Here is a 26358-nt window from a genome sequence, read left to right as displayed (position 1 = left end):
CCAAATCCATTGCAAGACTTTAACCCATGGTGTTTAATTTCCTTAGTTGCTAATCACTTTAAATTTATATACATGTTAATTTATGAAAGAGGTGGACTTATGAAATACCATAACCCGGTCATCAAAGGATTTTATCCTGACCCCAGTGTATGCAAAGTAAAAGATACTTATTATTTAGTATGCAGTTCCTTTCAGTACTTCCCCGGTGTTCCGATTTTTGAGAGCAAAGACCTGATTAACTGGAAGCAAATCGGTCATTGCCTAACCAGAGAGAGTCAGATTCAGCTCGGCAAGGTAAGCAGTTCCGGCGGGGTTTTCGCCCCCACGATACGGCACCACAACGGGAGATTCTACATGACCACGACCAACGACACCACACGTCAAAATTTCTATGTATGGACGGACGATATTTACGGTGAATGGTCCGAACCGATTGAGGTGGATCAAGGGGGGATCGATCCCGATTTGTATTTTGAAGACGGGAAAGTCTTCTTTATGAGCAACGGAAAAGACGATAACGGGATTGGCGGCATTGTTCAGTGTGAAATTGACATTGAAACGGGCGACAAGCTGTCGCCAAGTCGTTCCATATGGCAAGGAACGGGCGGACGATATTTGGAAAGCCCTCATATGTATAAAATCAATGGCCAGTACTATCTCATGGCAGCTGAAGGCGGTACGGAATATGGACATATGGTCACTTATGCACGGGGGGATTCGATCTCCGGCCCGTTCGAAGCCTATCCGAACAATCCCGTACTGACCAATCGCAATCTGGGTGGATATGAGCTGCAGGGAGTTGGCCATGGCGATTTGATTCAAGACAACGAAGGCCATTGGTGGATGCTCCATCTGGGTTTCCGTCAAATCGGCCAATGGCTTACCTACCACCATCTTGGTCGCGAAGTTTTCTTAACACCGGTTACTTTTGGCGAGGATGGCTGGTTTACGGCAGGACATAACGGCACCGTCCTTACGAGTTTTGAGACCGATCGGATCTCCAATCATGTCGTCCAGCAGGAGAAAAAAACCTTTAGGTTCGAGAACACGGACTGGAATCTGGACTGGTGCTTCCTCCGCCATCCTGCTGCAGAGAACTATCGGTTAGAAATCGATAAGGTTCAGCTTAAAGGGACCGGGGTGAGCTTGGATATGCCGGTGTCCCCCACATTTATCGGCATTCGCCAAAGAGACTTCAACGCGGAAATCTCATGCGATGTACAGCTTACGAGCGGAGAAGCCGGCATCACGCTTTATTTGGATGAACATCATCATTACGATTTAGCCGTACGTAAAGAGGAGACCGGGTATAAAGTGATCGAGCGCTTGAATATCGGTGACATTAAATCCATCGAATCTAAAGTAGAACTGGGGAATGTCAATCATGCGACCTTAAAGATACGGGCAAGTCATGAGCGCTACAGCTTCTTCATTCACGCTAACGGCAAGGACATTCTCTTGGGAACGGCGCAAACCAGATACCTTTCCTCTGAGGTTGCGGGAGGATTTACAGGCGTACTCATCGGTTTATATGCCTTTGGAGAAGGCTCTATGGCTGAGTTTTCAAAATTTACGTGCGATTATTTTTAAAAAGCTCTTCTCCCTGAACGGGTATATATAAATAGAGAGCCGGTTACTCAGGATTAACCTGGGTACCGGCTTTCAATGTAACCATGGTTTATTTTATTTTCTTCAAAAAATCAACCAAAATCGTTATAAATTCATCCGGCTTCTCAAAATGAATATCATGCCCGGATTTAATCGAGATCATCTCATTTCCTTTTAAAAGGCTGTGTACCTTTTCAGCATCCTCATCACGGTTTGCCGCATAAAGCACTCCATCTTCACCAAATTGTGTGGCTGCCTTAATATATACAGAAGGAGCGTTTATTTTGGACAAGGTTTCCTCCTGATTAAATCCTTTAAACCAATCACCTGTATAAAAAGTCTCAGCAAAATCGAGGTCAAACTGATCTAAATAATGTGTGCCATGTATCCATTTATAGGGGACGTACCATAACTTCAACGGCTCACCAGGATGTGCTTTCCGGTACCCTCTTGTACTCCTTGCAGTAAGTTTTCTTAAATCACCAAACTTTCCCCATAAATAACTGTTTTCCATGTAGTACACGACATAATCATCTTCAATGGTTTGATTCTTAAAGTTATGGATGAGTTCAAAACTATCAAGCCAGACAAATGTTTTCTGCATTTCATGCGGCTCTACACTAAAAAACGGCGGGTCCTCCAAAACAATGCCTTGCACGACTTCGGGTGCATTAGCTGCAATCCATGCTGCTAAAATACCGCCGGAAGAATGACCTGATACCACGGCTGGTTCACCTATGACATTATCAATAAACCAAACAAAATCCTTTCCCATAGCAACAGCCGTATACTTTGAAGCATCATGACTGGACTCTCCATGCCCGTGACAATCAACTGCATATACATGATAATATTGAGCGAGCTCCGGAAGTACTCTAGCATAATCTTCCCACTGCATGGACTGCCCGTGTATTAACAGAAGAGCCGGTCCATGATCCGGTCCTTCAGCGTAATTTAATATCGTTCCATCATCAAGAGTCACCTGTTTTTCTATATAGCCGGCATAATAAGTTTGCTTTAACGGTTTTTTATCATAATTCATATTTAGATAAGCATAAATGACTAGGGTAATTGCAACAATTAAACCAATGATTGCGAGTACCAGTAAAATTATTCCTTCACTATGTATCACTCTCTCTACTCCTCCTCCTATTTCGCATTATACTATTCTCATTCGGATTATCTACCAATCATCGGTAACATGAGTTGTTAGTTTGAGTTAACATTCCTAGATAAACAACCATAAATAGAACCCTTTTCAGGGGCTGCGAGAACACAAACCTGTTCGTGGCTTTTCCCCGATGTTTGAGCTTTCCGCCATTCACGTTCTGTAATGTCGTTGCCTTTATCTCATCCTAAACGAAAAAAATGACCGGCGGTTCAACCGGTCATTTATCTCTAAACCCCTAGGACAACATAGGTCTCTACATTCGTTTAAGAACCTTTTTTCGCCCATGACGTTCATCATATCAAACGGCCATATTTCAATAAAAAAGGGCGCTAATTTTGTCTCATTTTTCTAAGCAAGTCCATATCTCCGCTTACAATTGCGCCAATATATTGATTGATGACTTCGATATCGCAATCCCACCATTTAATATCCAATAACTCTTGAATGACTTCGGTGGAATATCGCTTGCGGATATCCTTCGCTGGATTGCCTCCAACGATCGTATAAGGCTCCACATCCTTTACAACGACAGCTTCAGCGGCAATGATAGCTCCATCGCCAATCCTTACACCCGACATGATCGTTGCACGCCTTCCGATCCACACGTCATTTCCAATGATCGTATCTCCCTTGATCGGCAATTGATCCAAAGATGGAGTGAATTTCTCCCAGCCGTTTCCAAAGATATTAAATGGAAAGGTTGAACCGTCCATCCGATGGTTCCCTCCATCCATCATAAATCTGACCTCGGAAGCAATGGAACAAAACTTGCCGATCATTAATTTAGTTCCAATGAATTCATAATGATACAATACTTGATCCTCAAATGATTCTCCGTTTAAGGCATAGTAGTATGAATAATCCCCTGCGATAATATTAGGTTTTGTAATCGTGTTCTTGATAAACTGAAGATTGTTATCTCCGGGTATAGGATATCTCTCATTTGGATTCGGTCCTGTCATTATTACATCATCCCTCTCTTCGCAATTTATCCGGCTGAAACGATAAATCTTTCACACAACTATCACCACACAAAAAAACCTCCTTTCCGGTCAACGCCACATAGGGAATCAACCGATTGTGTGTTTTACCGAGGAATCACGCTAAGTACTTCGCCGCTTCCATCATCAATAATACGGATACTTCTATCATCAATGAGCTGAATGGTACCGTCCGACTTCAAGGTTTCATGCTGCTCCGTTAACCCGTGAGCAATGGATTTGCGAATCAGCCCTTGATTCTTGAATACCAACGTATATAGATCATATTCTTCAGTCATTCGATTCGAATATTCAATAAATGCAATAAGTAGATTCTTGGAAGTCCACTTGAAGTTTAAGGTGAGATCATGACTATTCACATTAATGTCCTTCATACCTAGCGGAATCGTATTTTTCTGCCCGGTATAAGCATTCGTAATTTCAAGATCCCCTTTTGCTGCGCGTATGGTATAGCTGTATCCCATCATGCTGCCATAAAAAGTATCTGTGTAATTATTGAGTCCTTTTACGGTTACCTTCCCCGTCTTTGTATCCCGGTTGGCCACTTCCCCATCCAAAGCAGCTGCAAGGAATCTAATCGGCACATAAAGGTGACTGATATACCACACAGGTTCCCTGCCCATATCCACTTTAACCCCATCTACATCGGCAATGCTGCTTCCCAAGTGTACAACAATGCGCTTCTGATCCCTCTTCAGTACCGCCGTATTGTCATTCTCCATCCCCCAATGGAGACCTGCCATGCTGCCTAGAGAGAAAAAACTCCCATAAGTCACTCCGTCCTTATGAAGCGTCTCAATATGACTGTTACGACCGTCTTCCCATTGCATTTCCAGCTCGACGTACTTGGAAGCTGCATGAGATTCTTGAGCTCCCAGCGGTAAAAGCACGGACATGATAAATAAAACGGCAACCGCATATTTCCAATGTTTTATTTTCAAAGAATTCTCACCTACTTATTGTAATTTTTTGAAGCTACAATAGAGACGCGAATATCTTTAGAAAAGTTACTCTCACAATAAAAGTTGTCATGCAGAATGTGGATTTCTGAATTTAGCTCTTTCGTTTTCACTTAGGTTAATCTGGTAACTTCTTGCCATTGAGTTGGACACAACAAACGGAGGTTGTTTTATAATTGGGACGATTATTCAAAATCACTTCTTAACTGAGGTTGAGTGCTTAAATACCACCCAATTGACGTTCCCTTGCTTCGCATGATTATAAGTGGAATTCGCCGAATTTATTATCATAACAGCCAGTGAGGTCCCAACTTTGTCCTCGATTCAGGGCAAGACGGGGTTATTAAGAACATGAAGTTCGAAAAATATCGTATGCTCTGTAACTGCAGAGTAATAAAACCATAAAGTAACGGGAAGTCTAACAGCGATTTAAGGTCAACTTGCTGTGACGGAAATATGATAAGGGGTGGGAAATGATGAAAGTAGTGGTGACAGGAGCAGCCGGAAAAATCGGCCGCTGGGCGGTAAGAACCATATTGGAAGCTGGCCATGATGTAGTAGCCACCGATCGATTACTACGGGAAGAATCAGCATCAAAAAACTTTATTCAAGCTGAGCTGCGTGATTATGGTCAAGTCTGTCAGCTTTTAATGGGAAGTGATGCCGTTGTCCATCTTGGGAATATCCCAACTGATGTAAGGAATACACCCCAAGCGATATTCGAGAATAATATGCTCGTTAATTTTAACATTCTAGAAGCATGTAAAGATTTTAAAATTCCCAAGCTGGTATGGGCTTCAAGCGAAACGGTTTTGGGCTATCCGTTTGTACCGGAGCAACTGGATTACCTCCCTGTTGATGAAGAGCATCCAACTACCGCGAAGTCATCCTATGCCATGGCGAAACTGCTGACGGAACACCTAACAGGCATGTATCATAAACTTACGAATCAACAGCTCGTCACGCTTCGCTTCGCGAATATGTATGAACCGGATGAGTATGAAAAAATCCCTATCATGCATTGGAATGATGAACAAAAGGATATTCAAAAGAAAAACGCCTGGGCCTATTGCGATGTAAGAGATGCAGCTAAAGCCTGTCTTCTTGCAATAGAGAAGGACAATTTAGGAAATCAGGTATTCCATATCACAGCCCCGGACACCATCATGCCGGATCTTAGCCAGGATTTGGTCAAACGATTTTTTCCCAATGTGTCCTTAAAGAGAGAGGTTCAGGGACATGAGACGCTGATGGCAATTGATAAGGCAAGGGATATACTTGGATATGAACCGAGGTATTCATGGCGTAGTGTTCTTCATAACGATGGTTCATCGAAGGCGCTGCCTGAAGATCAGCTTGCTTTATCGAAAACAAACATATAAGCCACTACACATATATTCATGTTCGAAAAATACACCAAAAAAGAAAAATGAGCTCAGGCAATGAAGGCCTAGCTCATTTTTTCTTTGACTTGGGATAGAACCAAATGCTGAGCGGGTTTTGTTTAATCAACTATAGTGGGAGCCCCCAATGAATAAGGGAGTTTACTGTAGAGGCAGAGGTTCATCCGGATCTATCGTTTCCGTTACGTCCGGTATAACGTTGGTTGCTGTGGATGGTTTTGGCTTTCCTGGAGGGAAACCGGCATAATCGATCCGCAGTACTTGGGCTAAATCCCGGTCCACTGTAACCAGATCCATTTTGTTGATTTGTGCCAAATCCGTTTTCCCAAGGGTATAAGCGACTAATTTCATTTCCTCGACAGACGATTTGAGGAATTTAGCCAAATGTTCGGCGCCCTTATCAACATCCAATCCTTCTTTGAACTTACGCCAATCCATAGGAACTTGCTGCGGTTGTTCGGTCGCCAGCGCCTTAGCCGCTTGCGTCTGTAGGGCTATTAAGGCGATTGAACCGATATAGACCGCGTCCGCCCCTAACGCCATTGCCTTTAGGAAATGTCCCGGCGTCGTTAACCCCCCACTAGCGATGACCGAAATGCTTTGTTTAACCCCGCGTTCTTCCAAATACTGAACCGTTCTTGCGAGCGCAAATAACGTTGGGAGCCCGACGTCATCCAGAAGTGTCGGCGGACCTCCCTGCGTTCCTGCTTCCGCACCGTCCACGACAAAATAATCGACTCCCGCTTGAATGGCGACCTCCAACTCCCGTTCCATAAAATGAGTCGCACAGATTTTAATCCCAACCGGCACTCCGTATTTATTTTTCAAGTCCTGCACCAGTGTAATCATGTCCTCCGTTTTGTTTACTCCCGAGATACGGGTATGAATCGCGGCATTTTCCCCGGGTTTCAGCTTTTTGGCGATCCGCAAATCCTCTTCAATCTGCTCCGACGCCATCGACATCGGAGCGGCCGCGAGGGCCCCTTGACCGAGCTGGATTTCTATAGCGTCCAATTGCCGGAGAGATTTATCGTCGTTCATCCACCCGCCGCGATGAAACTGGCCGATGAAAAACTTGGCTTCCCTTCGTTCCTCATCGACTAAAGGCGCTTCTCCAGAATTGGTTGCCGTACCTGCGATACTGGCACCACGAGCCAAAGCGACCTTCACCTTCAAACTTAGTGCTCCACCATATGACATGCCGCTGATGAGAATAGGAATTTCTAGATTTAGTGGCTTTTTCGCTTGAGGACCAATTGTGACGCCTGTTTGGATTTGCACGCTGTCCTCCGTGGGCAGGCGGAACATATGTACGGGGTTAAGCAAAATTTTATGCCAGTCGGACAACATTATCGGACTCCCCAAAGTGCGCTTGATTGCTTTCCCGCTTTCCGCCCGCATCCCGGCTTCAATGATTGCCCGCGGCGTCAGCTTTTGCATGGTTGTAAACATGGAAAACGCATGTTCCGTATATGGATCTTGTATCATACCCTTCATATAATGGTCCACAATCACGTCCATCACACCGTTCGTCATCTTGCGAATCAACCAACGAAACAAACTAATCCCCCTCTTGCAAGCTAATGGCTATTACCAATTCAATGATGAAGGAAATTGCTAAATTGATCTGACATTTTCAAGAGCATTCATTCCCAGCAGTTGCTTACGAAGGTATCTCATGCTGTCATGAATTTACTTATTATTTGTTAACCATCTCATCCTATACATGGGATCACCGTATAGCTCTATGCTTTTAAATTGGGATTGATCCGTAATTTTATCCGATAGTATTATGGTTGAATCCTTTAATGATTAGCCATATAGCCAAAACCAATTGATGAAAGGCTATTGGAATGTTCAACATCATATAGGTTGTATCCAGACCGATGAAGTGGATCATTAATAATAAGCTTGCCAATATGGACAATGTAGAGCCAATAAGAGCCCAGACAGACAACCAGCGTGGAACTAATTTCGTTTGGTAAAATATGCAGTTAAACAAGAGCATAGCCAAAACGAACGCCAGTGTTGTTGCCACATGATTCACCAAATCTCGTCCTTCTCTTAACAACCCACCCAGGGTCTGAAAAGACGATACATCCAGCGTTCCAACTTTTGCAAATTCATGGCTTAATGTCAATAGCAACAGAAGTATGATTACACCAATAATAATGAACACACCCGCAATAATGCCGAAAGCAACCGATCCAAGAGCTAAACCTTTATTATGCTTACTTAAAATCGGATACATTATAATAGGAACACCAACGTATGCTACAACCATCAACAACTGAAAAAACGCTCCTGTTAGTAGCTCATTTTCATTTGTAGAAGCCTGGACAAGGTAATCTACCCCATCTATAACAGGAACCACACTAAATATACCTGTAACCAATCCGACTATTAATAACACCCCAGTAATTACTGCAGACCTTCTACCTGAATTTGTACGCTTCCTCAACATGAACAACCTCCTTATAACACCTACCTTTTAGAATTAATATGACAGGAATAGGTAAGATAAAACAGATACTTTAGTACAAATTAGGCCTCTGACAAGAAAGTGGTTGGTAAACGAAAAACAGGCTGCCACAGCAGCCTGTAAATCTGGATTATCGCCATTCAGTATTAATGTAAAGGCTTATCACCATAGAAACAATTTTGCGGCTTTCATTAGTTGCTCTTTTGTCATAGCAGGCGAGTCGCTTCCTAACCGATAAATGATCGCCTCACCGTCTTGTTCAAACATCCAGCTGATTTCTTGGTAGTAATGACTATCGGTATATATGGGAAAACGCACCATCTCAGCTGCGCTTCATCTTGCTATGTTACCGCAAAATAATCAAATAGAAGAGAGCCGCTAAGACAAAACGATATAGAGCAAACCATTCCAACCGAAGTCGCTTAATCAGTTTGATAAACGTCACGACGGCAATCATGGCCACAAGAAAGGATGTTGCAAAGCCAATAAACATTAGGACGAAATCATCAGAACTCAACAAATCCCGACTATCATATAAATCTAGCAAGCTTGCACCAAACATAACAGGCACGGAGATTAGGAACGTAAAATCTGCGGCAGCTTTTTGGCTGGTGCCAAGTAAAAGTCCGCCTGAAATCGTCGAACCCGACCTCGAGAATCCCGGCCATAAAGCCAGACACTGAAACAAGCCAATCCCGAAAGCTTGTTTATAATTAATCCGATCCATCGTATCAGCGGTTTCGGTTCTCCTACTCCGTGCTGCAATGATCATTAACACGCCACCGGCCACTAGCCCGATCAAGACTGGAGTTGGGCCGAATAATTGGCTTTTTATTGTGTCCTTGAGCAGAAGATATACAATTAATGCCGGTAACATAGCCAAAATCATATGTATAACATTTAATCCGCGACTACGGGAAAAGTCCATTCGAATCAGATTAGTCCCAATCGCCAAATACCTTTTCCAATACAGAATGAGAACGGCCATTACTGCACCCAACTGTATAACAATTTTGAAAGTTATGGCAGCGTCTCCCTCAAAGCTTAGCAAATGGCCTGCCAAAATTAAATGTCCAGTAGACGATACCGGTAAAAATTCGGTTAAACCCTCTATTATGCCGAGTATGATTGCTTTAACTATATCAGTCATCAGTGGATATCCCCCTTTGGAAATCTAACATTTCCAGTATAAGGGGGACATCTATATATTCCCATCGATTCATATAACATTATTTCATTCCGAGTGACAACATTGTCACATTGCTCAATTGCTACTGTTGCTGTCCCCCCTGATAGATCGTCTCATCCTCACGCACTTTGCGTCCCGCTGCCTTGGCCAGCTCAAGCAGCTTTGTCGCATCATCCTGAGGTTTGTATCCGATCAGTTCCTCCAGATAATCGATGTTGTAGTAGTTATCACTGTTGGCAGAGGTGCCGTACAGATTCAAAAATTTCAGTTCGTCATCTGCTTCAATGCAACAAACGATTAATTGGAGCATATCGCGTTCGGATATCCAGATATGCCCCGCACGTTCTGAATGAGGACGATTGTCCCCAGGAAAGTTGCCAATCCGAATATTGAACGAAGAGATCTTGCCTTGGTCCGAATACAGTCGGCCCAGCAGCTCGATATAACATTTGCTGAGTCCGTAAAAGCTATCCGGACGGTATGGATCTTGGGGCCCTACCATCTCATAAGTCTTGTAATACCCGGTGGCATGATTCGAGCTGGCGAATATGATACGGCGCACACCATTTTGCACCGCCGCCTCAAATAACTTGTAGGCACCGCTCACATTTCCCCCGAGCACTTTACCAAGAAAATCCCCCTTGTCCTTGATCCAGGCAAAATGAAGCACCGTATCAATTCCTTGCGTCAGCTCCGTCAGCCGCGCTTCGTCTCCGATGTCCATTTGTACAATGCCCAGTTTCTCGTCCGCCTGTATATCCGCTCCAACAACCTCATACCGGTTGTCTTTGAGCAGCCTGTTGTAAATGACATTTCCAATGGTGCCTGCCGCTCCCGTTATTAACAATTTCCGTTTCATTCGTTTCGATCCCCTTTCCCGCTTCATAGTCACACGGTTGGTGTGTGTGCTGTCAGTAATTTAATTACCCGTAACGAGAAGGATATATACGAAAATCCGGATCAGGAGAATAGGTGAAAGCTGGTTACGCGCCGACATGAACCGGAAGATTGAAAGCAGGTCAGCTCTTCTTTTGTGTTACGTAGTAGTGAAAATCTGAAAAGTAATTCCGAACTTATCCGTTACCATTGCGTAAGCTGGGCTAAAATACATTTCTTGCAATGGCGTAATCACTTGACCTCCTTGTTGTAAAGCCCCATAAAATTGTTCTGATTTTTCAATATCGTTTGTCGTAATGCAAATGCTCAATCGATCTCCCGGTTGCGTTTGTTGTCCAGGTTCCGTATCCGCTACAAACATTTCAATTTCCCCTATCCTTAAAACGGAGTGAGCCACTCTATCCTTTACATCTGATGGCATGGTGTTCTGGATACTCTCGGGTGCCTGTCCAAAAGTTTGCTTTGACAAGACTTTAGCATCCAAAGCTTTTTCGTAAAATGCAATCGCTTCATTGGCGTTTCCGTTCAGCATAATGTAGGGAATGAATTGTAACGTCATTTCTAAACAGCTCCTTTAGCTTCATTTTTTGGATTCTAACAGGTAACATCGAGCTAGTACCTAAGCGCATTTAGGCTTTGAACCTATTATGATTGATAATAGTGACAGTTATTGTCATAAATATAAAAAATGCCGGGACGTATACAGCTTCCAGCGTAAAATGAAAAAAAAGCCGCGGATTGCGCGACTTCTTTTGCATACTGTTGATTGTGGTCTCGTGGCGAATGCCACGGCTTGTCGTATTGAGCTATGACAATATTTCAATATAGCCTTCGGACCCATGTACGCGAATGCGCTGCCCGTCCTTTATCCGTTTGGTAGCATTCTCAACGCCGACAACGGCCGGTAAGCCATATTCACGCGCGATAACGGCTCCATGGGTCATCAGTCCGCCCACTTCGGTGACCAAGCCCTTAATGGATACAAACAGAGGCGTCCAGCTAGGGTCGGTAAAAGCGGTGACTAATATATCTCCTTCCTCGAGATCGGCGTCTTTCATGTTTAAGATGACACGCGCTCGTCCTTCGACCGTTCCGGAAGAAACAGGCAGGCCGACAATAGCTTCGGCTGGGATATTTTCTCGTTTGTACTCCCCTGCGATGATTTCACCATCCGACGTGATCACGCGCGGAGGAGTTAGTTTTTCAAATACGTTGTACTCCTCTTTTCGTTTGCTGATCATCTGTCTGATCGCAAGCTTTGCTTGCTGCTCGACCATGGAACCCGGGTTATCCAGTTTATTTGTGCGTACGACCTCGTCAAGCTCTTCAAAAGTGAGATAATATATATCTTCCTTATGATGAATAACGCCCGCTTGTACGAGTCGTTCAGCCTCTTTCAGTAAAGCCTGCTTATAAATAAAGTAACGATTCACCATACCGTATTTCGGGTATTCCCGATAACCCATGAAATTCCGAATGAGGTCAATCATTCGTTTGGTTTCTTGGGCTTTTCCTTCACCGTCCGGCAATTGTTTCAATCGATCTAATAGCTCTTGTTCTTTTTTCAAAGCTTCCTGCCGCCCTTGCTCGAATTTCCGATGGCTGGCATTAGGCTCGAAGTTTTTGATGTTACCCAGAATCAACGGAACAAGCGCAATTGGTTTTTCACTCCAACGAGTTCTTGTTAAATCGATTTCTCCAGCACATCGCATGCCATATTTGTCAAGAAAATCTAGGATCGCGTCTTGAGCTTGCTGCCCGCCATCAAATGTAAGCAGCTTATCCAAAAAGTGATCATCTTTTGCTTGCTCCAAATAATCAATGATTTCCGGATAAGGACGAATGACGTCTGCAACATCCAGCAGCGCCAGACCCATTTCCGAAGTAACATTGCCCGGTACGGATTGAGAAAGCGTGTCGGCTGCGTTTTTTTCGCCTAACCATTCATTCATTTTTTCGTTGATCCAGGTTGAAGCATTCATTGCAGCCATGATGACAGCCGAGCTTTGTGGGTCAAATAAATTCTTCTTCAGTTCCTGGATATCTTCCAATATAAAATCAAATAAATCGGATCCGGATTTCGTTTGGATGTTTTGTTTCAACACTTCGATCGATGATTGAGTACGTTCCATTAAATCAGAAACGATTGTCGGATCGTGGTCGATTGGCGTTTGATAACCCGCAGACGATATATTGTTTTTTCCGGGAGTCTGTTCATTTTCAGCGATGGGTAGCGATTTTATAAAATCTCCTCGCTCTAAGATGGTCATAAGAGCGTCTTTGATGAGTGGATCGGATTGTCCCAGGGTATTTAATACATTTTCTCTGCTAACCGGTGAAGCCAGCATAGCCGTAGTATCAACAAACAACCTTCCGCCAGCTGTACGCATGGGTGCAGGAGTCGTTAGCAGGAAAAAAGACAATCCCAGCGGTTTCATGGGATCCGTCATCATTTGTTGATGACCGACAGATACGTATACGTGATTTTCTTGATCATTCGCTTCAGGTATCGGGTATAGCGTCGTGATTGGCCGACTCTGGACAATATAAAAGGTATCCTGGGCCAAACACCACTCGATATCTTGGGGTTGGCCAAAATGAGCCTCAATCTGTCTCCCGATGCGTGCCAGTTGTAAAATTTGCTCATCCGTAAGTGTTTGTGACTTTTGCTGATCGGGATCGATTTGCTTTGTTTCTGTTCCGCCTTCTTTTCGTCCGTAGATCGCCAATGTTTTGGCTGCTATCCGCTTCTCGATGATTTCTCCTTCCCGTACTTTGTAACCATCGGCAGATACCAAGCCAGAGACCAGTGCTTCTCCAAGTCCGAAACCGGCATCGATGGATAGCAGCTTTCGATTAGAAGTCATCGGATCAGCGGTGAATAATATCCCTGAAGCCTCGGGGAAAACCATCCTTTGAACGACTACGGATAAATAAACTTGACGATGGTCAAATCCATTTTGCATGCGATAGATCACCGCGCGATCTGTAAACAAGGAAGCCCAGCATTTGCTGATATGCTGCAAGATGGCATCGACGCCGATGATGTTTAGATAGGTGTCTTGTTGACCCGCAAAAGAGGCATGCGGTAAATCTTCAGCAGTTGCACTGGATCGTACGGCATAAGCCTGTTCCTCGCCAAACCGGGAGAGATAGCGAGTTACTGCTGTCACTACATCGGATGGAATTTCTACCTCCATAATGGTTTGTCTGATCTTCCTGCTGATTTCAACCATTTGATCTCGATCCTCTGCTGATAGCATGGTTAGTCGATTGAGCATAGCTTGATACGTTTCGTTTTGTTCGATGGCTCTTTGATATCCTATGGTTGTCACGCAAAATCCTTCGGGAACTCGTATTCCCTCAATTTTTGATAATTCCCCTAAATGGAGCCCTTTTCCACCAACGAGCCCAAGCTGCTTTTTGTCCATTTCCTGAAAATCGAGAACCAACGAACGCATTCAACATCTCTCCTAACCATTAATTTGAGAAAAAACATTTGACAAGAGTTTTTCTGCATGATACACTTAGATTGTAAGATAAGATAATTATGTCCATACATAAAATCTCAGTCGTGATCCGATTATATCATCGCGTCTGTTTATATGCAATAAAAAAGAACCTGATAAAACTGCCAGGTTCTTTTTTTTAGTTTCACTACTATTATTCAAAATGGCTGGAATCCTCCACTTGCACTTTTGCTTACTTCAGTATTCTCCTTTTATCACAAAGAACGAACCCCGAATGGTTCCAGCTAGTTTAGACTTCTGCCTAGCAAATTTAAATTTCCCTTCTAACTCCTGCGGTACCTCCATCCCCTCAGAAAGCTTAAAACCGACAGCACGCTTCTTCGGATCATCAATCGTATACATGACATTGACCGCAAGACCATCCTCATAAAATACGAAAGCCCATTTGATATTTTCCACCTGAAAACGCGACGTTTCTAGCGGTTTGGCCGCAAACTCGATATCACGTTCTTCTTTTAGAATTCGGTTTACATAATCAAGGGTCTCCTGGCTTTCGCTTGCTGGTACAACCGTAAATTCATGCTTATATTTGTTCATAAAATAACGGGCTTCATTCGCTCGTAAACCAGCAAGCGCTTCTACTACGGGTGAAGATTCTAAACCCGCCGTAGACACATCGTTAAAATCAACGATATTGGACATGTTCATCCCTCCTAAAAGTTTGGTGAGCGTAGGTTCATGGACCTACTTCGAGCAAAGCTTGCATCGAAACATGCACTTATTTCCTGACAACAGGAATCCACAGCTCACCAAATACCAACCCGTCTCGCTGCCCCATCTCTACCGTTGCGTTTGGCCCGCCTACATAGGCAAAATTCTGAGCTTCCGGCAAGACTTGTCCGAAGGCAATGCCAGTAAGTTTATTACTCAACTCATCTGCCGTGTTCCCTTCCCCTTTTACTACGAGGTATTCCCCTTTAGGAAACTGAATAACCCTCGTTGCTTCGGGTAGAGATGTCTCTGTCATGACGCCAGCATAATACATCATCTTGTTATTGACCGCTTCGTTTACGGCAAAAATGTAGTCATTTGCGGCGACAGCCTTTAACGTATCAAGGCTTCCATCTTGTTTCACTGCTTCCCAAAAGTCTGCCTTCTCCTTGTTTATGCCAGCATAGTCTGTGTAATCGCTCTGAAGCTCAGTCCCAATTCCCAAAACGATAAAGCTGTCTTTTTCCTCAAGCGTATAATTTGTCATATTCAATCCCTACCTCTTTTTTTATTTTTATCAAATGATTTGTCTTTTCACTTGATGGGTTTATAATAACCTTAAATCATGTCAAAAAATGATACTGTTTAGAGGAGCACCGATGAAAAAAGTTGAACGGATCAATATCATTATGCGCTATATCAACAACCGTGCCCACTTTACCATTTCTGAAATCATGCAGGAATTTAACATTTCTCGTTCGACAGCGATTCGAGATATTAAAGAGATTGAAGCCATGGGGATGCCGCTTGTCGCTGAAGTTGGGAGGGATGGGGGTTATTTTGTCATGAACAACTCTGTCCTGCCCACGGTCCGCTTTACCGATAATGAAATTAAAGCTCTGTTTATAGCCTTTATGGCCACAAGAAATCAACAACTCCCTTATCTGAAGAGTCGTCAATCTTTAGCAGAAAAATTGTTGGGTCTCATCTCGGAAAACCAGCAAGATGACCTTGTTCTGTTAAATCAAATATTGCTTTTTGAAGGGACCAACCCTCATAATCCAGACCTGCTTGATTTGTCTGACCTGCCCCACCCGATGTTAGAAAAACTCATCCAGATCCTTCTGGTGGACAGGTGTTTATTGGTTTCCATTAAGGAAGAGAAGATCATAAAGTCTTATCCCCTTTATCTCTTGCATCTTTATCGTGAAAAAAGCCTCTGGCAAATCGAAGGTTTTGACTTAGAGGAAGGAAAGAGGCGGATTGTTCCTGTCGACAATCTCACTGATGTACACCCATACCCTGAGAAAAAAAGAATAAGCAAGAAAAAGATTCTAGAGCTACTAAGTAAGCAGGAAGAGATCATCAATCTTGTCCTTGATCTTGGCCCGAAGGCAATTGCTCAGTTCAAAAAGTACCATCCTTTAAAAGTTTCGATTTCTTATACGAATCCGTACCAAACCACCGCAACTCTAAAGACTTATATCAATGTTCTTCATACAGAAGAATTAAACGAAATGACCAATTGGCTGCTTTTCCTAGGTCGAGATATTAAGATCAGGGAGATACCGGATGAAGTCGTTTCAGGTTTAAAAGAGCGATTAAGCCACTACTGTCCGTAAGTTATGCCTTTGGAAACATCCATTACTGTGGTACTCTTCCCATTGTCTTTGATCGTAAGGTATATTCCGGTCCCAAGCGTTCGATTACTCGATCCAATTGTTTGGTTAGATAAGGCGAAACGACACCAATGCCGGCCGTTGCTTCTAACAAGGAAAAAGTTTGCCCACCCCACGGGCCTTGTGGATCAAAGACTTGTCTACCGATTCGCAAACCCTCTGCTGCCATTGATGTATTCAAGCGTTCCAATCCTTCATGAATTAACCCAACCGGAAGCAGTTTGTTCCTACGCCGAGACCATTCTGCTAAGAAGGACATGCCGCGCAATATATCATATTCAAAAAACCTCGGAAAGCAAGGTTTCAGCCAATCGGTATCGATGACATTCCCATTTTGTTTAGAACATACAAGTCGATGCTCAATTAAATAACGTGCACCTTCGTCTAAGAAAACAGCTTCCTGTTCGGTGAATTCCCGGTCAGTATGCCATAAAATAGCTTCAAGCGGAGGCAATGTTGAGACAATCGAGCTTTTTTTAGAATGAGTATAAGCATCAGGATCGCAATTCAGTCCGCCATCAGGAAGCTGATGCTTTAAGAGCCATTCACGAATCCAAGGCAGTTCCTTGTCCAAATCACAGCCATACGCCATAAGAATCATATAGAATACGGCAAGTTCACAATGGCAGCAATCCAACTTTATCTTATCACTTTCAATTGTTGGATGATCATCGGCGGATATAATAAAAGTTGGCCAGACTTGGGTTTTGAGAAGGTGTATCGCTCTTTCAATAGCGGACTGGGGGATTCGTTTCACTTCTCCCATTTCATAAAGAGCAGCCATATGCCACCAAGCTCCATCCCATTTTCGACGAGTGTACTCGCCGTGAGCCATCGTAAAATGCGGTGCAAATTCAAGAAACTGAATAGATTCTTCAATGGCCAAACGAACAGCTTGATTATTTTCCATCTAGTATCTCCTTTTTTAAACTTCGCGAAGTATAGTTATAGACATGTTGAACAGCCTTAGCAAGTAGATCCCTTGATATGTGCACTAACAACTTATTCACCTGTCTTTCTTATTAGCGGCGGCGTAATAGGACTCCATAATATTTCTAAAGAATGAAGACCGAGAGATCGCTCGTTCTTCACACTCCCGATCAATTTCTTCCCAAATATCTTTTGTCAGAGTCAAGGATATCTTCTTTGTTATGCCGATTCCCTTTCTTCCCGCCCCCTCGCGAGGCCCTCCACGATCAAAGACGAAGCCGAGCTGACCGTCTTTTTTAGAAAGACCGATCTTGAATTGTTCATCCTCCACTGCCAAGTCACCCCATTGAATTGAGTTACTTAAATCAATAATACATATTCATATTTTATCATAGATTTCTATTTACTGCCAATTAGAAATATCAAAAAAGTTGTCTTCTAACAAGCTGCTGGATACCGAAATCATCAGGAATAACATTTGATAAATCATAAAATCAATGTGAAACTGGACTTTAGTCGAGGTCCCCTCCCTTCCGCAGTCTGTTTCGATTCACGGAGATATTCGTTACAATATAGCTAAGTATTTTTGAGGAGCGATTGATCATGAATTACGAACATAAAGTACAGAGGGAAATTGCCGACTGGGAACAAAAAATGTTCAAACCGCCGGGATGGCTGGAAAAGACATCGAAAACCATCGGTAATCGAATCAATCATTTGATTCCCCCGAAGGTGCACAGCATCATTACGACCACCATACGATCGATCGTGCGCACATCCCTGTTCGGTGCGGAATATACGCCTAACCGTCCGGTTCAGCATACTCTGGAATTGGAGAATGCCGATCAAGAAGCGAAAGAGTTGTTTGCCCTGTACCAGAAAGTTGCGGTTGCCGAAGGCGCTGGAACGGGTGCTGGCGGCATTATGTTCAGCATGGTGGATTTTCCAGCTTTAATTGCGATCAAAATGAAATTTTTGTTTGAGCTGTCCCACGTTTACGGTTACGACACAAAACACTTCTCCGAACGGGTGTTCATTCTCAAGGTATTTCAAATGACCTTTTCAGGGCAGGAAAACCGTGCGAGGTTGCTCCATTCCATCAAACATTGGCATATGGAAAAGGAACAATGGCTCTCTGACGCCGATTACGCCCAGAATATGGACTGGGAGACATTTCAGATCGAGTATCGCGACGCCATGGACTTTCGGAAGATGCTGCAGATGGTCCCTGGGATCGGGGCTGTCGCAGGCGCGTGGGCCAATTACACCATTCTCGAGGAGCTGCGCGAATCCGCCATGAACGCTTATCGCCTCCGCAGATTGCACGATAGTTTCGTGGATTTGGGTTAATCCTCTCTATATCGCCATATGCACATCCAAGAACGTTGCTTGAACAAAAACAAAGGCAGCTAATCCGCAGATTAGCTGCCTTTAGGTTTGCCTTGAACCCACATCCGATATCACGAGCCCAATACCCGTTTTTAGCTAAAATTCTTTTCAGTGCTCTATGCATGTTTTGGTCATGATAAAATCCTTCTGTTCTTCATCCCCCATATAGAAAGTATGGGTTCCTGTTTGAACAAACCCCCTTTTTTTATAAAAAGCAATGGCATTTTCATTTCGTTCCCATACGCCTAGCCAGACACTCTTTTTATTTCGTTCCATCGCGATCTCCACGGCTTTATTCAGCAGAAACTTGCCAAGCCCATGCTTTTGATATATGCCCTTAATATATATCCTCTCGATTTCAAGCGAATCATTGCCCATGATTTCAGTTTGGGCATCATGGGTGTTGACCTTTAAATACCCGGCGATCTCCCCATTAGAATAAATAAAATAGAACTCCGAAGAGCTATTGCATATCTCTTTTTCTAATTGGTTTAAGTTAAATGCTCTTTCTAAATAGGCTTTCATATTTTCAGGTGAATTTTGATCTTTAAATGTCTCATAAAACGTCTCAACACTAATGTCTTGAAGTAATCCTAGGTCCTCTAACGTGCATTTTCTTATTTTTAAAGTCAATGGGTTTCTCCTCCATTTAGTAATTCAATACAATCTCTTGTTGCCCTTTTTTACAAACTCCCAGTCTTTTTCAACGTTCTTTCTGACTCTTTGTAGCAGATTAAACATGGCTTCTGCTTCACTTTCGGAAAATCCCTCTAATGCAACCGTATTGGAGTAATCATGTTCTCTTTGTATAAAAGGATAAACATGTTTCCCTTTCTCCGTTGGAAAGAGTTTTTTGATTTTTCTATTATGTTGATCTTCTTTCTTTTCAATAAAGCCATGAAGTTCAAGCTTTTTGATAGCCCGGGCCGCAGTTGTTCGATCTACTTTTATCATCTCAGCTAACTTCTCTTGAATGATTCCTGGGTTTTCACATACTCGCACAAGGTACAGATACTGCCCTTTCGTCAGGTCATATTCTTTAAATTCTATATTGCTTATCGAATCTAATGCCCTTGCGATCATTCCAATTTCACGAAGAATTCCTTTCATCCATTGACTCCCTCGTTTTCAATTATGTTGTAAATGCAATAAAACGCATGTTTATTTTAATATAAAAATGTTGTATTTGCAATAAAAAAAAAACGACCACTTCAATGAAATGTCCTGATTCATCGAAATGGTCATTAGATTGAAGCTGCACTCGACGACCTAAACCCGAGCAAGCTTATCCGGGTTCCGCACGGCATACATTCTGGCCAGCTTTCCGTGCCGGAGTTGTATGCATATCGCCGCCAAAATTTCATTCCCCGAACGGATGACGAAGCCGGTCTCACCGTTAAGAGGTACGGGTTCGAGGTGAAGTTTCCCCTGTATGCTCTGGAACCCGTCGAGCAAGACTCGGGCCACGTAATCGCGCGTTTGAATTGGGCGCTTGTACGCCAGGGCTTTGCCGCCTCCGTCGGCAACGAACATGACGTCTTCGGTAAGCAGGGACAACAAATGATCGATATTCCCTTGCTCGAGGGACACGAGGAAACGGTTTATCCATTCCTTTTCATCTGCGTCGTTCTTTACGGGCTCCTTCTCGGAAACCCCCATCTTGCTTCTTGCCCGGCTCATCATCTTGCGGCAATTCGCCTCTCGCTTCCCGATCAGATCGGCAATTTCGGCATATTCGAAGCCAAGCGCTTCACGCAAAACGAAAACCGCCCGCTCTGTCGGGGACAGCCGCTCGAGTAGTACGAGCATGGCGTAAGATAGCAGATCGAAGCGGACAACGGTTGTTTCGACGGTATCCGCCTCAGGCGTCCGAATCGGTTCAGGGAGCCAGGGACCAACGTAAATTTCGCGTCTCTTCCGTGCTGATTTTTGCTGATTAAGGCAGTGGTTGGTTACCATTCTGCACAAATATGCCTTCGGCTCCTCCAAACGCTCGGGATGTACGTCGTGCGCCTTAACAAACACGTCCTGCACCGCATCTTCCGCGTCTGCCGCAGAACCTGTTAATTGATAGGCCAGCGTGAACAGGAGCGCTTTATATTGATCGTACAGTTCTTCCACTTCGTCTTCTCACCTTCTCTTATCTGCAAGCTAGATCTCTTCTTTCTAAAGAAGTTTACTGCCTGCTTTCCATGCAATATTCCTAAATTTCCATGCAAGTTTTCCGGTTATAATCAGGTTGATCCCCCGTTTGCGTCCCCACACCAACCCGCGGTTCTTCCCAAGTCCAATGCAGAAAAAATCTAAGGGAACCTTCTTGTGAACCGGAGCGGGGCGTCCCTCCAAATCGGCCATAACGATTTTCCCCAATCGTTCTCCCTGCAGGCCGCCTTCTTTGCACGTCATTTGATCTGCGATGTCGTTTCTCGGATCGACGATTCTCGTACAGTCGCCGATGCTGTACACACCCGTTGCCCCTTGCACGCGATAGGATCCATCCACCAGTACTTGACCGTCCGGAGAAAGCGGCAAGCCCATACTGCGAAGGTCAGGATTCGGAATCAGCCCAATCGTCCATATACACAGGCCAACCGGCAGACGATCACCATTGCTGACCGTCACCACGCCTGCTTCCTCTCTTATCGCCTTGCGATTATGAAGCACGGTCACTCCGCATTTGTTAAGCGTCAATTCCAGCTTATGTCCCACTTTCTCGGGTGCTTCTGGGAATAACCGCTCCTGCGCATTCATTAAATAGACAGAGACTTCGGACGAATTCCAAGTAAAGCTGCTTCCTTCTGCATCTCTAGCGCCAGCTCAGCCGATGTCTCAATGCCACTGATACCCGCTCCCGCAACTGCGACGCTCATCAGTCGCTTACGTTCCTTAACATCTGTCTCGTGAACAGCTTGCCGTAGATTGGCGCGCCAGCGCTCCCGGATGACTGCTGCGGTTTGCTGATCGGTTAAAGAAATGCCTCCCCGATCAGGATCAGGGCGCCGCACGACGCTGCCGACCGCTACGACTAAAAGATCATAACGAATCCAGGCCTCATCTCCTTGCGCATCCTTATATTGAATCTGCTTCCCCCCGCTATCCACAGACGTAACCGTTCCTTGCACGAATTCGACTCCTTCTGAAAAACTATAATGCGTCCAAGGAATCATAATCTCTTCCTCACCTACGGCCGGACGGAACAACAGTATTTTGCGCACATGACCGGGCTGCTTGTCAAACAGAACAAACCGAATCCGCCGTCCATTCGTCATGTTCCGGGTTGTTTCTTTTATCGCTTTAAGCGCTGAAAGCCCTGCATGGCCGCCTCCAATAATGATGCATGTCAAGTCGTTCATCATTCCTCAGCTCCTTTGCATTTTGCACATAAAACAATATAGGGCGCTGATTTGTGACATTTCCGACGGCGATTCTTTAAGAGCCGGGTTAGAGCGCCTCCCCAATCTGGAAAAGCCCCGTTCTATTTCAGAGTAAGTTTTAAAGCGGGACGCACGCCGTCACGGGAGAGACTTACATTCGCATAGCTGCGAATACTGCATCTTGGACCGATAAAAAACGCACGCGAGGGCTTGTTTCCTTGCGTTCGCAGCCACCACCAGGAACAGCCGACTTCTTCGCCGTTTCTGATGATGTAGTTATCCTGATTTGCTTTATCGTATACATATAAGCTGCATCCATCGTTTTTTTTCGATTTGGCAAAATCCGTTCCAACGGCGCGCCGTAACTCCTTTCCGTGAATCTCAGATAACTCCTTGATCTCCGTAACGCTAAGCAAAAAAACTTTATCCTCCGTGTCCGGGCTGCCTTCTCCGTTGTCCGCACAATGCGTCGTCTTTATGAATTCCTTTTCTGTCGCACTAAATGCGGTGTTGTAGAATTCATTATTCAGCCACTTGCGCAAATCACAGTCATGCCACGTAATATCCACGCTATCACGCCATTTCATATCCACGCTTTCGCCGTGATACCGCCTGCAGTCTAAAATGTACTCGCTCAACAGGAACAGCTCTCTTCCTGAATTTTGCAGCACCCTCCACAGGATCGGGGATCTGTCTGCACCGTCAGAAGACTGCGGGTAAGTGCCGAAAGTAATGATGTCGCCGGGCTTTGCGCTTCGGAACGGCGCGGAAGCAAGATAATCCATTCCCAAAAAGATCTCCTCCTTTACGTATCTAGTTGGATTGTACAACATGGATGCAAGTGCTAAGTTAAAATCGGCACACCGTTGATCCTTCCCATATCAATTTATAATAGCTTAGCAATGTACTTGAATGTTTGTTTCTAAGGCTTGTGTGCGTTGAATTTGTTTGATGCCCATGAAATTTCACCTCAGTTACGGCTTGTCCTCCGACAATCATATTTGTTATGTTATAAATAGTCCTACGCTTGCTGTTGATTAGGAGAGCACAAAAATGCCGTTAAACTCACGGCATTTTTATATGTTATAGGTTGGGGGATTTAGGGATGAGAAGTAGACAGGAAGCCATCGATTACTGCTTGAGTTTGGACCATTCGTATGAGGATCAACCATTTCGTGATAAGAATTGGACCGTGATTCGACATAAAGATACAAATAAAGTTTTTGCGTGGATTTTTGAAAAAGAGGATCATATCTGGATCAATGTTAAGTGTGAATCCGGCATGCTGGAGTTCTTACGGCAGGCATACACTGCAGTAGTCCCGGCCTTTCATCTTAATAAAGACCATTGGAATTCGATTATTCTTGACGGCACCGTACCTGAAGAAGAAATCCGTGAAATGATCAGACAGAGCTATGTTTTAACTAAGGCGTCTTCTCGAAGTTAACATGGTTAACTGCATTCCTATCCAAATGATAAATGAGCTGCACGACCCCGGAGGAGAATGTTTTTGTATTCACCATCTTTAAATTCAACCTTTGCTTGATATCCATAAACAACGGTTTTCCTTCTCCCAAGATGACAGGGTGAACCGATAATCTGAATTCATCAACCAGCCCTAACTGAATAAAGGTTGTAATTAGGCTTGCTCCCCCATATAACCAGATGTCTTTACCCGGCTTATTCTTTAATGCATGTACTTCTTCAAGGATATGATCATTGATGTATGTCGCTTTATGATCGCGCCCTGTTTGCGTCCTAGAGAACACATATTTTTCTTTACTGTGATAGTTTGACCATAATTCTTGCTCAGCATCCGACGGATCCATATCCGGCGTGAACTGCCCCCATAAATCATAACTTTTTCTTCCATACATAATCGTATCGATTTGATTTAAAAAATCCGCAAACCCCATCTCAGCGTCCATAATGCACCAATCTACTTCCCCATTCTTCCCTTCAATAAAACCATCCAAAGTAACGGCTAAATCTAAAATGATTTTACGTTTCACGATTTGTAGCTCCTTTCGGGATATATCACTCATTGTAAATTATAATTATGTCATCTTATGTCTTATTTCATAAAAGTATTTTATCAGTCCATGCCGCCCGTTAGCTTAAAAAAGACAACCGATCACAATGATCGGCTGCCTTCTTCTGTCTGATTAAACTATGTTTCTCTGATAATACAATGAGAACTCGTAACTCGTACGTTACAATGCTAGACAGTAAAAGAAATCCACTTTAGAAACCGCCTCTGGAATGAATAATTTGTCCGGTAATCCACTCTGAATCTTCACTTGCTAGAAAAGCGATCAGACGGGCCGCATCTTCGGGAAGACCGATCCTCCCCATCGGAAATCTCGGAAGCAGGGCTGTCTTCACCTCTTCGGACATCCAGCCCGAATCGGTAGGGCCGGGATCGATAGCGTTCACAGTGATATGAAGCGGAGCCAGCTCTGCAGCCAATGATTCGGTGAAAACGGAGATGGCTCCTTTCGTTGCAGCATAGATGAGATTACCAGGCATTGGGCCTTTTCCTTGGCCAGAAGTAAGATTAATGATTCTTCCGCCGGGTAACCCGTCGGTATGTGCACGTTGCTCTGACTCAAGCATACGAGCGAATTCGGCACATAGCATGAAAGTCCCCCTAATGTTGACAGCACAATGGGCATCGATAAGAGCCTCATTTAATTGACGAAAATCGGCATCGACGCTATACGTAGCATTATTGACAAGGATTGTCGGAAGCCCGAGCGTAGTTCGGACATCTTGCAGCAGTTTGACAGCCGAACCGGAATCGGCTAAGTCCAAATTCACATGTGCGGCTTGAACGCCCAACTGGCGAAGCTCGTCGGCAAATAAATTTGGCCAACCCTTGTCTGCATCATTCGGATATATTGTTTTATCATAGTCATATAGATGAGTATAGAATAGATCGGCACCTTCGCGAGCCAATGTCCGGCATATCGCGGCTCCGATCCCCCCAGGACGGCTTACGCCAGTGACGATGGCAATTTTCCCTTGCAGTCTCTTCATGATTAGAAATACCTCCTACTATTAAGAGAAGACAAGAGAATCGTTCATCTTCGGAGATGAATTGCTTCCGCTGCCTAACCAAAAAAAGCGGATACATCCAGTATTCGCGCAGCGGGTGAAATAAACGGTCTCTCGCATCCCTTGAAATGGTTGAGGATGGCATGATTCACCAAACCTATGGCAATTAGCCAAGGTCGAATCACGCGATCACTTACAATCAAACCATTACAAGGAAGTCCACATTTGAATACGAGTCCCCTTTCCTTCATCTCCAAAAACAGATTACAAAATATAACCAGAACATGTCAAGGAAGATATTTTAAAGGGAACTCAACCTCATTTGCCGCTCAATTACATCGACTATTCGGATTATAAGCGAGCAAGGCTACATGCCTCAACTACCAAGTACACCCACCAGTTTCCCCACAATGTTATCTTTGGGTAATGGACCGAACAATCGGCTATCATTACTGCGGAACCAATCATCACCTACAAGATATACGCTGCTATCGGGGATCTCGATTTCCTTCATACTATATTGTTGAAAATAATCCACAACATTTTCAATGTTTTTTCGGATGTTCTCTTCTAAGTCATTACGCTCTAAAGCCTTTTTCAAACTTTCGAGATCAGAACCCAGTCGATGTGCTCTTCCGTAAAAAGTATCAAGCAATTTTCCGTTAATAAAGATTTGTCCCTTTTCAATCTTTACTTTCTCGCCAGGTAGCCCGATTACTCTAGAAATACTGTACTCACCAAGATTCTTTTTAGTTTCAGGATTTTTGAAGTATACGATATCACCTCGGCTAATCGCGTGCTCATTATAATACTGCAAATCAATCACAACCTGTCCTTCTAAATCATGATTTCCTCGATCCATATTGTCATAGTTGTGATTATAGATGATGTGCCGGGAATTCAACTCATTATTGGTTACTGTATGAATCGCTGGTGTGGTTATGGAATCGGAGATAATTTCCCTTGAGTCACTTGAACTACATCCAGCAAACAACAGTACAAATACAAAAGCAACTTTGACCACTTTCATCATTTCGC

General features: G+C 43.9%; 27 protein-coding genes. 5 read left to right on the top strand and 22 right to left on the bottom strand.

What is annotated here, in order from left to right; translation table 11 throughout:
• Positions 1-99: 99 nt before the first annotated feature.
• Positions 100-1590 (top strand): glycoside hydrolase family 43 protein, encoded by a 1491-nt coding sequence (locus AK95_RS05345; RefSeq protein WP_071218949.1) that lies wholly within the window; start codon positions 100-102, stop codon positions 1588-1590.
• Between the two features lie 88 nt (positions 1591-1678).
• Here the strand turns inward: AK95_RS05345 and AK95_RS05340 are convergent, their stop codons facing one another.
• The 3 genes from AK95_RS05340 to AK95_RS05330 form a co-directional block, all read right to left on the bottom strand.
• Complete coding sequence (locus tag AK95_RS05340; protein ID WP_235613001.1) at positions 1679-2740, bottom strand: alpha/beta fold hydrolase; 1062 nt, start codon at positions 2738-2740, stop codon at positions 1679-1681.
• A gap of 368 nt (positions 2741-3108) precedes the next feature.
• Complete coding sequence (gene vat(I), locus AK95_RS05335; RefSeq protein WP_071218948.1) at positions 3109-3741, bottom strand: streptogramin A O-acetyltransferase Vat(I); 633 nt, start codon at positions 3739-3741, stop codon at positions 3109-3111.
• 125 nt (positions 3742-3866) lie between these two features.
• Positions 3867-4721 (bottom strand): stalk domain-containing protein, encoded by an 855-nt coding sequence (locus AK95_RS05330; protein ID WP_071218947.1) that lies wholly within the window; start codon positions 4719-4721, stop codon positions 3867-3869.
• 491 nt (positions 4722-5212) lie between these two features.
• Between AK95_RS05330 and AK95_RS05325 the strand changes: the two genes are divergently transcribed.
• A complete protein-coding gene (locus tag AK95_RS05325; RefSeq protein WP_235612998.1) occupies positions 5213-6121 on the top strand; it encodes an NAD-dependent epimerase/dehydratase family protein in 909 nt (302 codons plus the stop codon).
• Between the two features lie 162 nt (positions 6122-6283).
• Here the strand turns inward: AK95_RS05325 and AK95_RS05320 are convergent, their stop codons facing one another.
• From AK95_RS05320 to AK95_RS05285, 8 genes are all read right to left on the bottom strand, one after another.
• Entirely contained in the window at positions 6284-7702 is a 1419-nt protein-coding gene (locus AK95_RS05320) for an FMN-binding glutamate synthase family protein (RefSeq protein WP_071218945.1), read from the bottom strand.
• A gap of 217 nt (positions 7703-7919) precedes the next feature.
• Complete coding sequence (locus AK95_RS05315; RefSeq protein ID WP_071218944.1) at positions 7920-8606, bottom strand: DUF4386 domain-containing protein; 687 nt, start codon at positions 8604-8606, stop codon at positions 7920-7922.
• A 364-nt stretch (positions 8607-8970) separates the two neighbouring features.
• On the bottom strand, positions 8971-9774 hold the full coding sequence (locus AK95_RS05310) for an undecaprenyl-diphosphate phosphatase (RefSeq protein ID WP_071218943.1): 804 nt from the start codon (positions 9772-9774) through the stop codon (positions 8971-8973).
• A gap of 121 nt (positions 9775-9895) precedes the next feature.
• The gene (locus AK95_RS05305; protein ID WP_071218942.1) at positions 9896-10672 is read right to left on the bottom strand and encodes an NAD-dependent epimerase/dehydratase family protein; all 777 of its coding nucleotides are present in this window, start codon (positions 10670-10672) and stop codon (positions 9896-9898) included.
• Positions 10673-10849: 177 nt separating this feature from the next.
• Positions 10850-11269 carry a VOC family protein gene (locus tag AK95_RS05300; protein WP_071218941.1) on the bottom strand — a complete coding sequence of 140 codons (420 nt, stop codon included), beginning with the start codon at positions 11267-11269 and terminating at the stop codon, positions 10850-10852.
• A gap of 247 nt (positions 11270-11516) precedes the next feature.
• Positions 11517-14171 (bottom strand): phosphoenolpyruvate synthase, encoded by a 2655-nt coding sequence (gene ppsA / locus AK95_RS05295; protein ID WP_071218940.1) that lies wholly within the window; start codon positions 14169-14171, stop codon positions 11517-11519.
• A 246-nt stretch (positions 14172-14417) separates the two neighbouring features.
• Positions 14418-14882 carry a phage tail protein gene (locus tag AK95_RS05290; RefSeq protein ID WP_071218939.1) on the bottom strand — a complete coding sequence of 155 codons (465 nt, stop codon included), beginning with the start codon at positions 14880-14882 and terminating at the stop codon, positions 14418-14420.
• Positions 14883-14958: 76 nt separating this feature from the next.
• Positions 14959-15438, bottom strand: coding sequence for a GyrI-like domain-containing protein (locus AK95_RS05285; RefSeq protein WP_071218938.1), 480 nt, complete (start codon positions 15436-15438; stop codon positions 14959-14961).
• A 112-nt stretch (positions 15439-15550) separates the two neighbouring features.
• Here AK95_RS05285 and AK95_RS05280 point away from each other — a divergent pair, with 112 nt between their 5' ends.
• Entirely contained in the window at positions 15551-16513 is a 963-nt protein-coding gene (locus AK95_RS05280; RefSeq protein WP_071218937.1) for a helix-turn-helix transcriptional regulator, read from the top strand.
• Between the two features lie 22 nt (positions 16514-16535).
• Here the strand turns inward: AK95_RS05280 and AK95_RS05275 are convergent, their stop codons facing one another.
• Together AK95_RS05275 and AK95_RS05270 are read right to left on the bottom strand one after the other, a co-directional pair.
• Positions 16536-17480, bottom strand: coding sequence for a prenyltransferase/squalene oxidase repeat-containing protein (locus tag AK95_RS05275; protein ID WP_071218936.1), 945 nt, complete (start codon positions 17478-17480; stop codon positions 16536-16538).
• Between the two features lie 96 nt (positions 17481-17576).
• Positions 17577-17831, bottom strand: coding sequence for a hypothetical protein (locus AK95_RS05270; RefSeq protein WP_071218935.1), 255 nt, complete (start codon positions 17829-17831; stop codon positions 17577-17579).
• A 272-nt stretch (positions 17832-18103) separates the two neighbouring features.
• Here AK95_RS05270 and AK95_RS05265 point away from each other — a divergent pair, with 272 nt between their 5' ends.
• Positions 18104-18850: an EcsC family protein gene (locus AK95_RS05265; protein WP_071218934.1), complete on the top strand. Its 747-nt coding sequence runs from the start codon at positions 18104-18106 to the stop codon at positions 18848-18850.
• Positions 18851-18997: 147 nt separating this feature from the next.
• Here the strand turns inward: AK95_RS05265 and paiA are convergent, their stop codons facing one another.
• The 6 genes from paiA to AK95_RS05240 all read right to left on the bottom strand — a co-directional run bounded on the left by paiA (position 18998) and on the right by AK95_RS05240 (position 23048).
• Positions 18998-19522 carry a spermidine/spermine N(1)-acetyltransferase gene (gene paiA / locus AK95_RS05260; protein WP_071218933.1) on the bottom strand — a complete coding sequence of 175 codons (525 nt, stop codon included), beginning with the start codon at positions 19520-19522 and terminating at the stop codon, positions 18998-19000.
• A gap of 24 nt (positions 19523-19546) precedes the next feature.
• Positions 19547-19999: a MarR family winged helix-turn-helix transcriptional regulator gene (locus AK95_RS05255; RefSeq protein ID WP_071218932.1), complete on the bottom strand. Its 453-nt coding sequence runs from the start codon at positions 19997-19999 to the stop codon at positions 19547-19549.
• A 159-nt stretch (positions 20000-20158) separates the two neighbouring features.
• On the bottom strand, positions 20159-21010 hold the full coding sequence (gene sigJ / locus AK95_RS05250) for an RNA polymerase sigma factor SigJ (protein WP_071218931.1): 852 nt from the start codon (positions 21008-21010) through the stop codon (positions 20159-20161).
• A gap of 45 nt (positions 21011-21055) precedes the next feature.
• A complete protein-coding gene (locus tag AK95_RS35105; protein WP_268801954.1) occupies positions 21056-21640 on the bottom strand; it encodes an FAD-dependent oxidoreductase in 585 nt (194 codons plus the stop codon).
• Complete coding sequence (locus tag AK95_RS35100; RefSeq protein ID WP_268801953.1) at positions 21640-22245, bottom strand: FAD-dependent oxidoreductase; 606 nt, start codon at positions 22243-22245, stop codon at positions 21640-21642. The genes AK95_RS35105 and AK95_RS35100 overlap by 1 nt, the downstream gene beginning before the upstream one ends.
• A 119-nt stretch (positions 22246-22364) precedes the next feature.
• Entirely contained in the window at positions 22365-23048 is a 684-nt protein-coding gene (locus tag AK95_RS05240) for a DUF6273 domain-containing protein (protein ID WP_071219091.1), read from the bottom strand.
• A gap of 320 nt (positions 23049-23368) precedes the next feature.
• Here AK95_RS05240 and AK95_RS05235 point away from each other — a divergent pair, with 320 nt between their 5' ends.
• Positions 23369-23710 (top strand): MmcQ/YjbR family DNA-binding protein, encoded by a 342-nt coding sequence (locus tag AK95_RS05235; RefSeq protein ID WP_071218930.1) that lies wholly within the window; start codon positions 23369-23371, stop codon positions 23708-23710.
• Here the strand turns inward: AK95_RS05235 and AK95_RS05230 are convergent.
• The 3 genes from AK95_RS05230 to lepB form a co-directional block, all read right to left on the bottom strand.
• Entirely contained in the window at positions 23688-24275 is a 588-nt protein-coding gene (locus AK95_RS05230) for a dihydrofolate reductase family protein (protein ID WP_071218929.1), read from the bottom strand. The two genes, AK95_RS05235 and AK95_RS05230, sit on opposite strands and share 23 nt — an antisense overlap.
• Before the next feature lie 232 nt (positions 24276-24507).
• Complete coding sequence (locus AK95_RS05225) at positions 24508-25302, bottom strand: SDR family oxidoreductase (protein ID WP_071218928.1); 795 nt, start codon at positions 25300-25302, stop codon at positions 24508-24510.
• Positions 25303-25696: 394 nt separating this feature from the next.
• Positions 25697-26353 carry a signal peptidase I gene (gene lepB / locus AK95_RS05220; protein ID WP_071218927.1) on the bottom strand — a complete coding sequence of 219 codons (657 nt, stop codon included), beginning with the start codon at positions 26351-26353 and terminating at the stop codon, positions 25697-25699.
• Positions 26354-26358 lie beyond the last annotated feature (5 nt).

This window comes from Paenibacillus sp. LC231, from assembly GCF_001860525.1.
In the GTDB taxonomy this organism is placed as follows: domain Bacteria; phylum Bacillota; class Bacilli; order Paenibacillales; family Paenibacillaceae; genus Paenibacillus_AQ.
This window is presented reverse-complemented; position numbering and strand designations above follow the sequence as displayed.

Coding starts and splice junctions, on each gene's coding strand:
- AK95_RS05265 (WP_071218934.1), top strand. CDS start 18,104: ATGAATTACGAACATAAAGTACAGAGGGAAATTGCCGACTGGGAACAA.
- AK95_RS05240 (WP_071219091.1), bottom strand. CDS start 23,048: ATGGATTATCTTGCTTCCGCGCCGTTCCGAAGCGCAAAGCCCGGCGAC.
- AK95_RS05280 (WP_071218937.1), top strand. CDS start 15,551: ATGAAAAAAGTTGAACGGATCAATATCATTATGCGCTATATCAACAAC.
- AK95_RS05255 (WP_071218932.1), bottom strand. CDS start 19,999: ATGAAAGGAATTCTTCGTGAAATTGGAATGATCGCAAGGGCATTAGAT.
- AK95_RS05290 (WP_071218939.1), bottom strand. CDS start 14,882: ATGTCCAATATCGTTGATTTTAACGATGTGTCTACGGCGGGTTTAGAA.
- AK95_RS05310 (WP_071218943.1), bottom strand. CDS start 9,774: ATGACTGATATAGTTAAAGCAATCATACTCGGCATAATAGAGGGTTTA.
- AK95_RS05285 (WP_071218938.1), bottom strand. CDS start 15,438: ATGACAAATTATACGCTTGAGGAAAAAGACAGCTTTATCGTTTTGGGA.
- lepB (WP_071218927.1), bottom strand. CDS start 26,353: ATGATGAAAGTGGTCAAAGTTGCTTTTGTATTTGTACTGTTGTTTGCT.
- AK95_RS05300 (WP_071218941.1), bottom strand. CDS start 11,269: ATGACGTTACAATTCATTCCCTACATTATGCTGAACGGAAACGCCAAT.
- AK95_RS35105 (WP_268801954.1), bottom strand. CDS start 21,640: ATGAATGCGCAGGAGCGGTTATTCCCAGAAGCACCCGAGAAAGTGGGA.
- AK95_RS05235 (WP_071218930.1), top strand. CDS start 23,369: ATGAGAAGTAGACAGGAAGCCATCGATTACTGCTTGAGTTTGGACCAT.
- AK95_RS05315 (WP_071218944.1), bottom strand. CDS start 8,606: ATGTTGAGGAAGCGTACAAATTCAGGTAGAAGGTCTGCAGTAATTACT.
- AK95_RS05305 (WP_071218942.1), bottom strand. CDS start 10,672: ATGAAACGGAAATTGTTAATAACGGGAGCGGCAGGCACCATTGGAAAT.
- AK95_RS35100 (WP_268801953.1), bottom strand. CDS start 22,245: ATGATGAACGACTTGACATGCATCATTATTGGAGGCGGCCATGCAGGG.
- AK95_RS05275 (WP_071218936.1), bottom strand. CDS start 17,480: ATGGAAAATAATCAAGCTGTTCGTTTGGCCATTGAAGAATCTATTCAG.
- AK95_RS05325 (WP_235612998.1), top strand. CDS start 5,213: ATGATGAAAGTAGTGGTGACAGGAGCAGCCGGAAAAATCGGCCGCTGG.
- AK95_RS05225 (WP_071218928.1), bottom strand. CDS start 25,302: ATGAAGAGACTGCAAGGGAAAATTGCCATCGTCACTGGCGTAAGCCGT.
- ppsA (WP_071218940.1), bottom strand. CDS start 14,171: ATGCGTTCGTTGGTTCTCGATTTTCAGGAAATGGACAAAAAGCAGCTT.
- AK95_RS05345 (WP_071218949.1), top strand. CDS start 100: ATGAAATACCATAACCCGGTCATCAAAGGATTTTATCCTGACCCCAGT.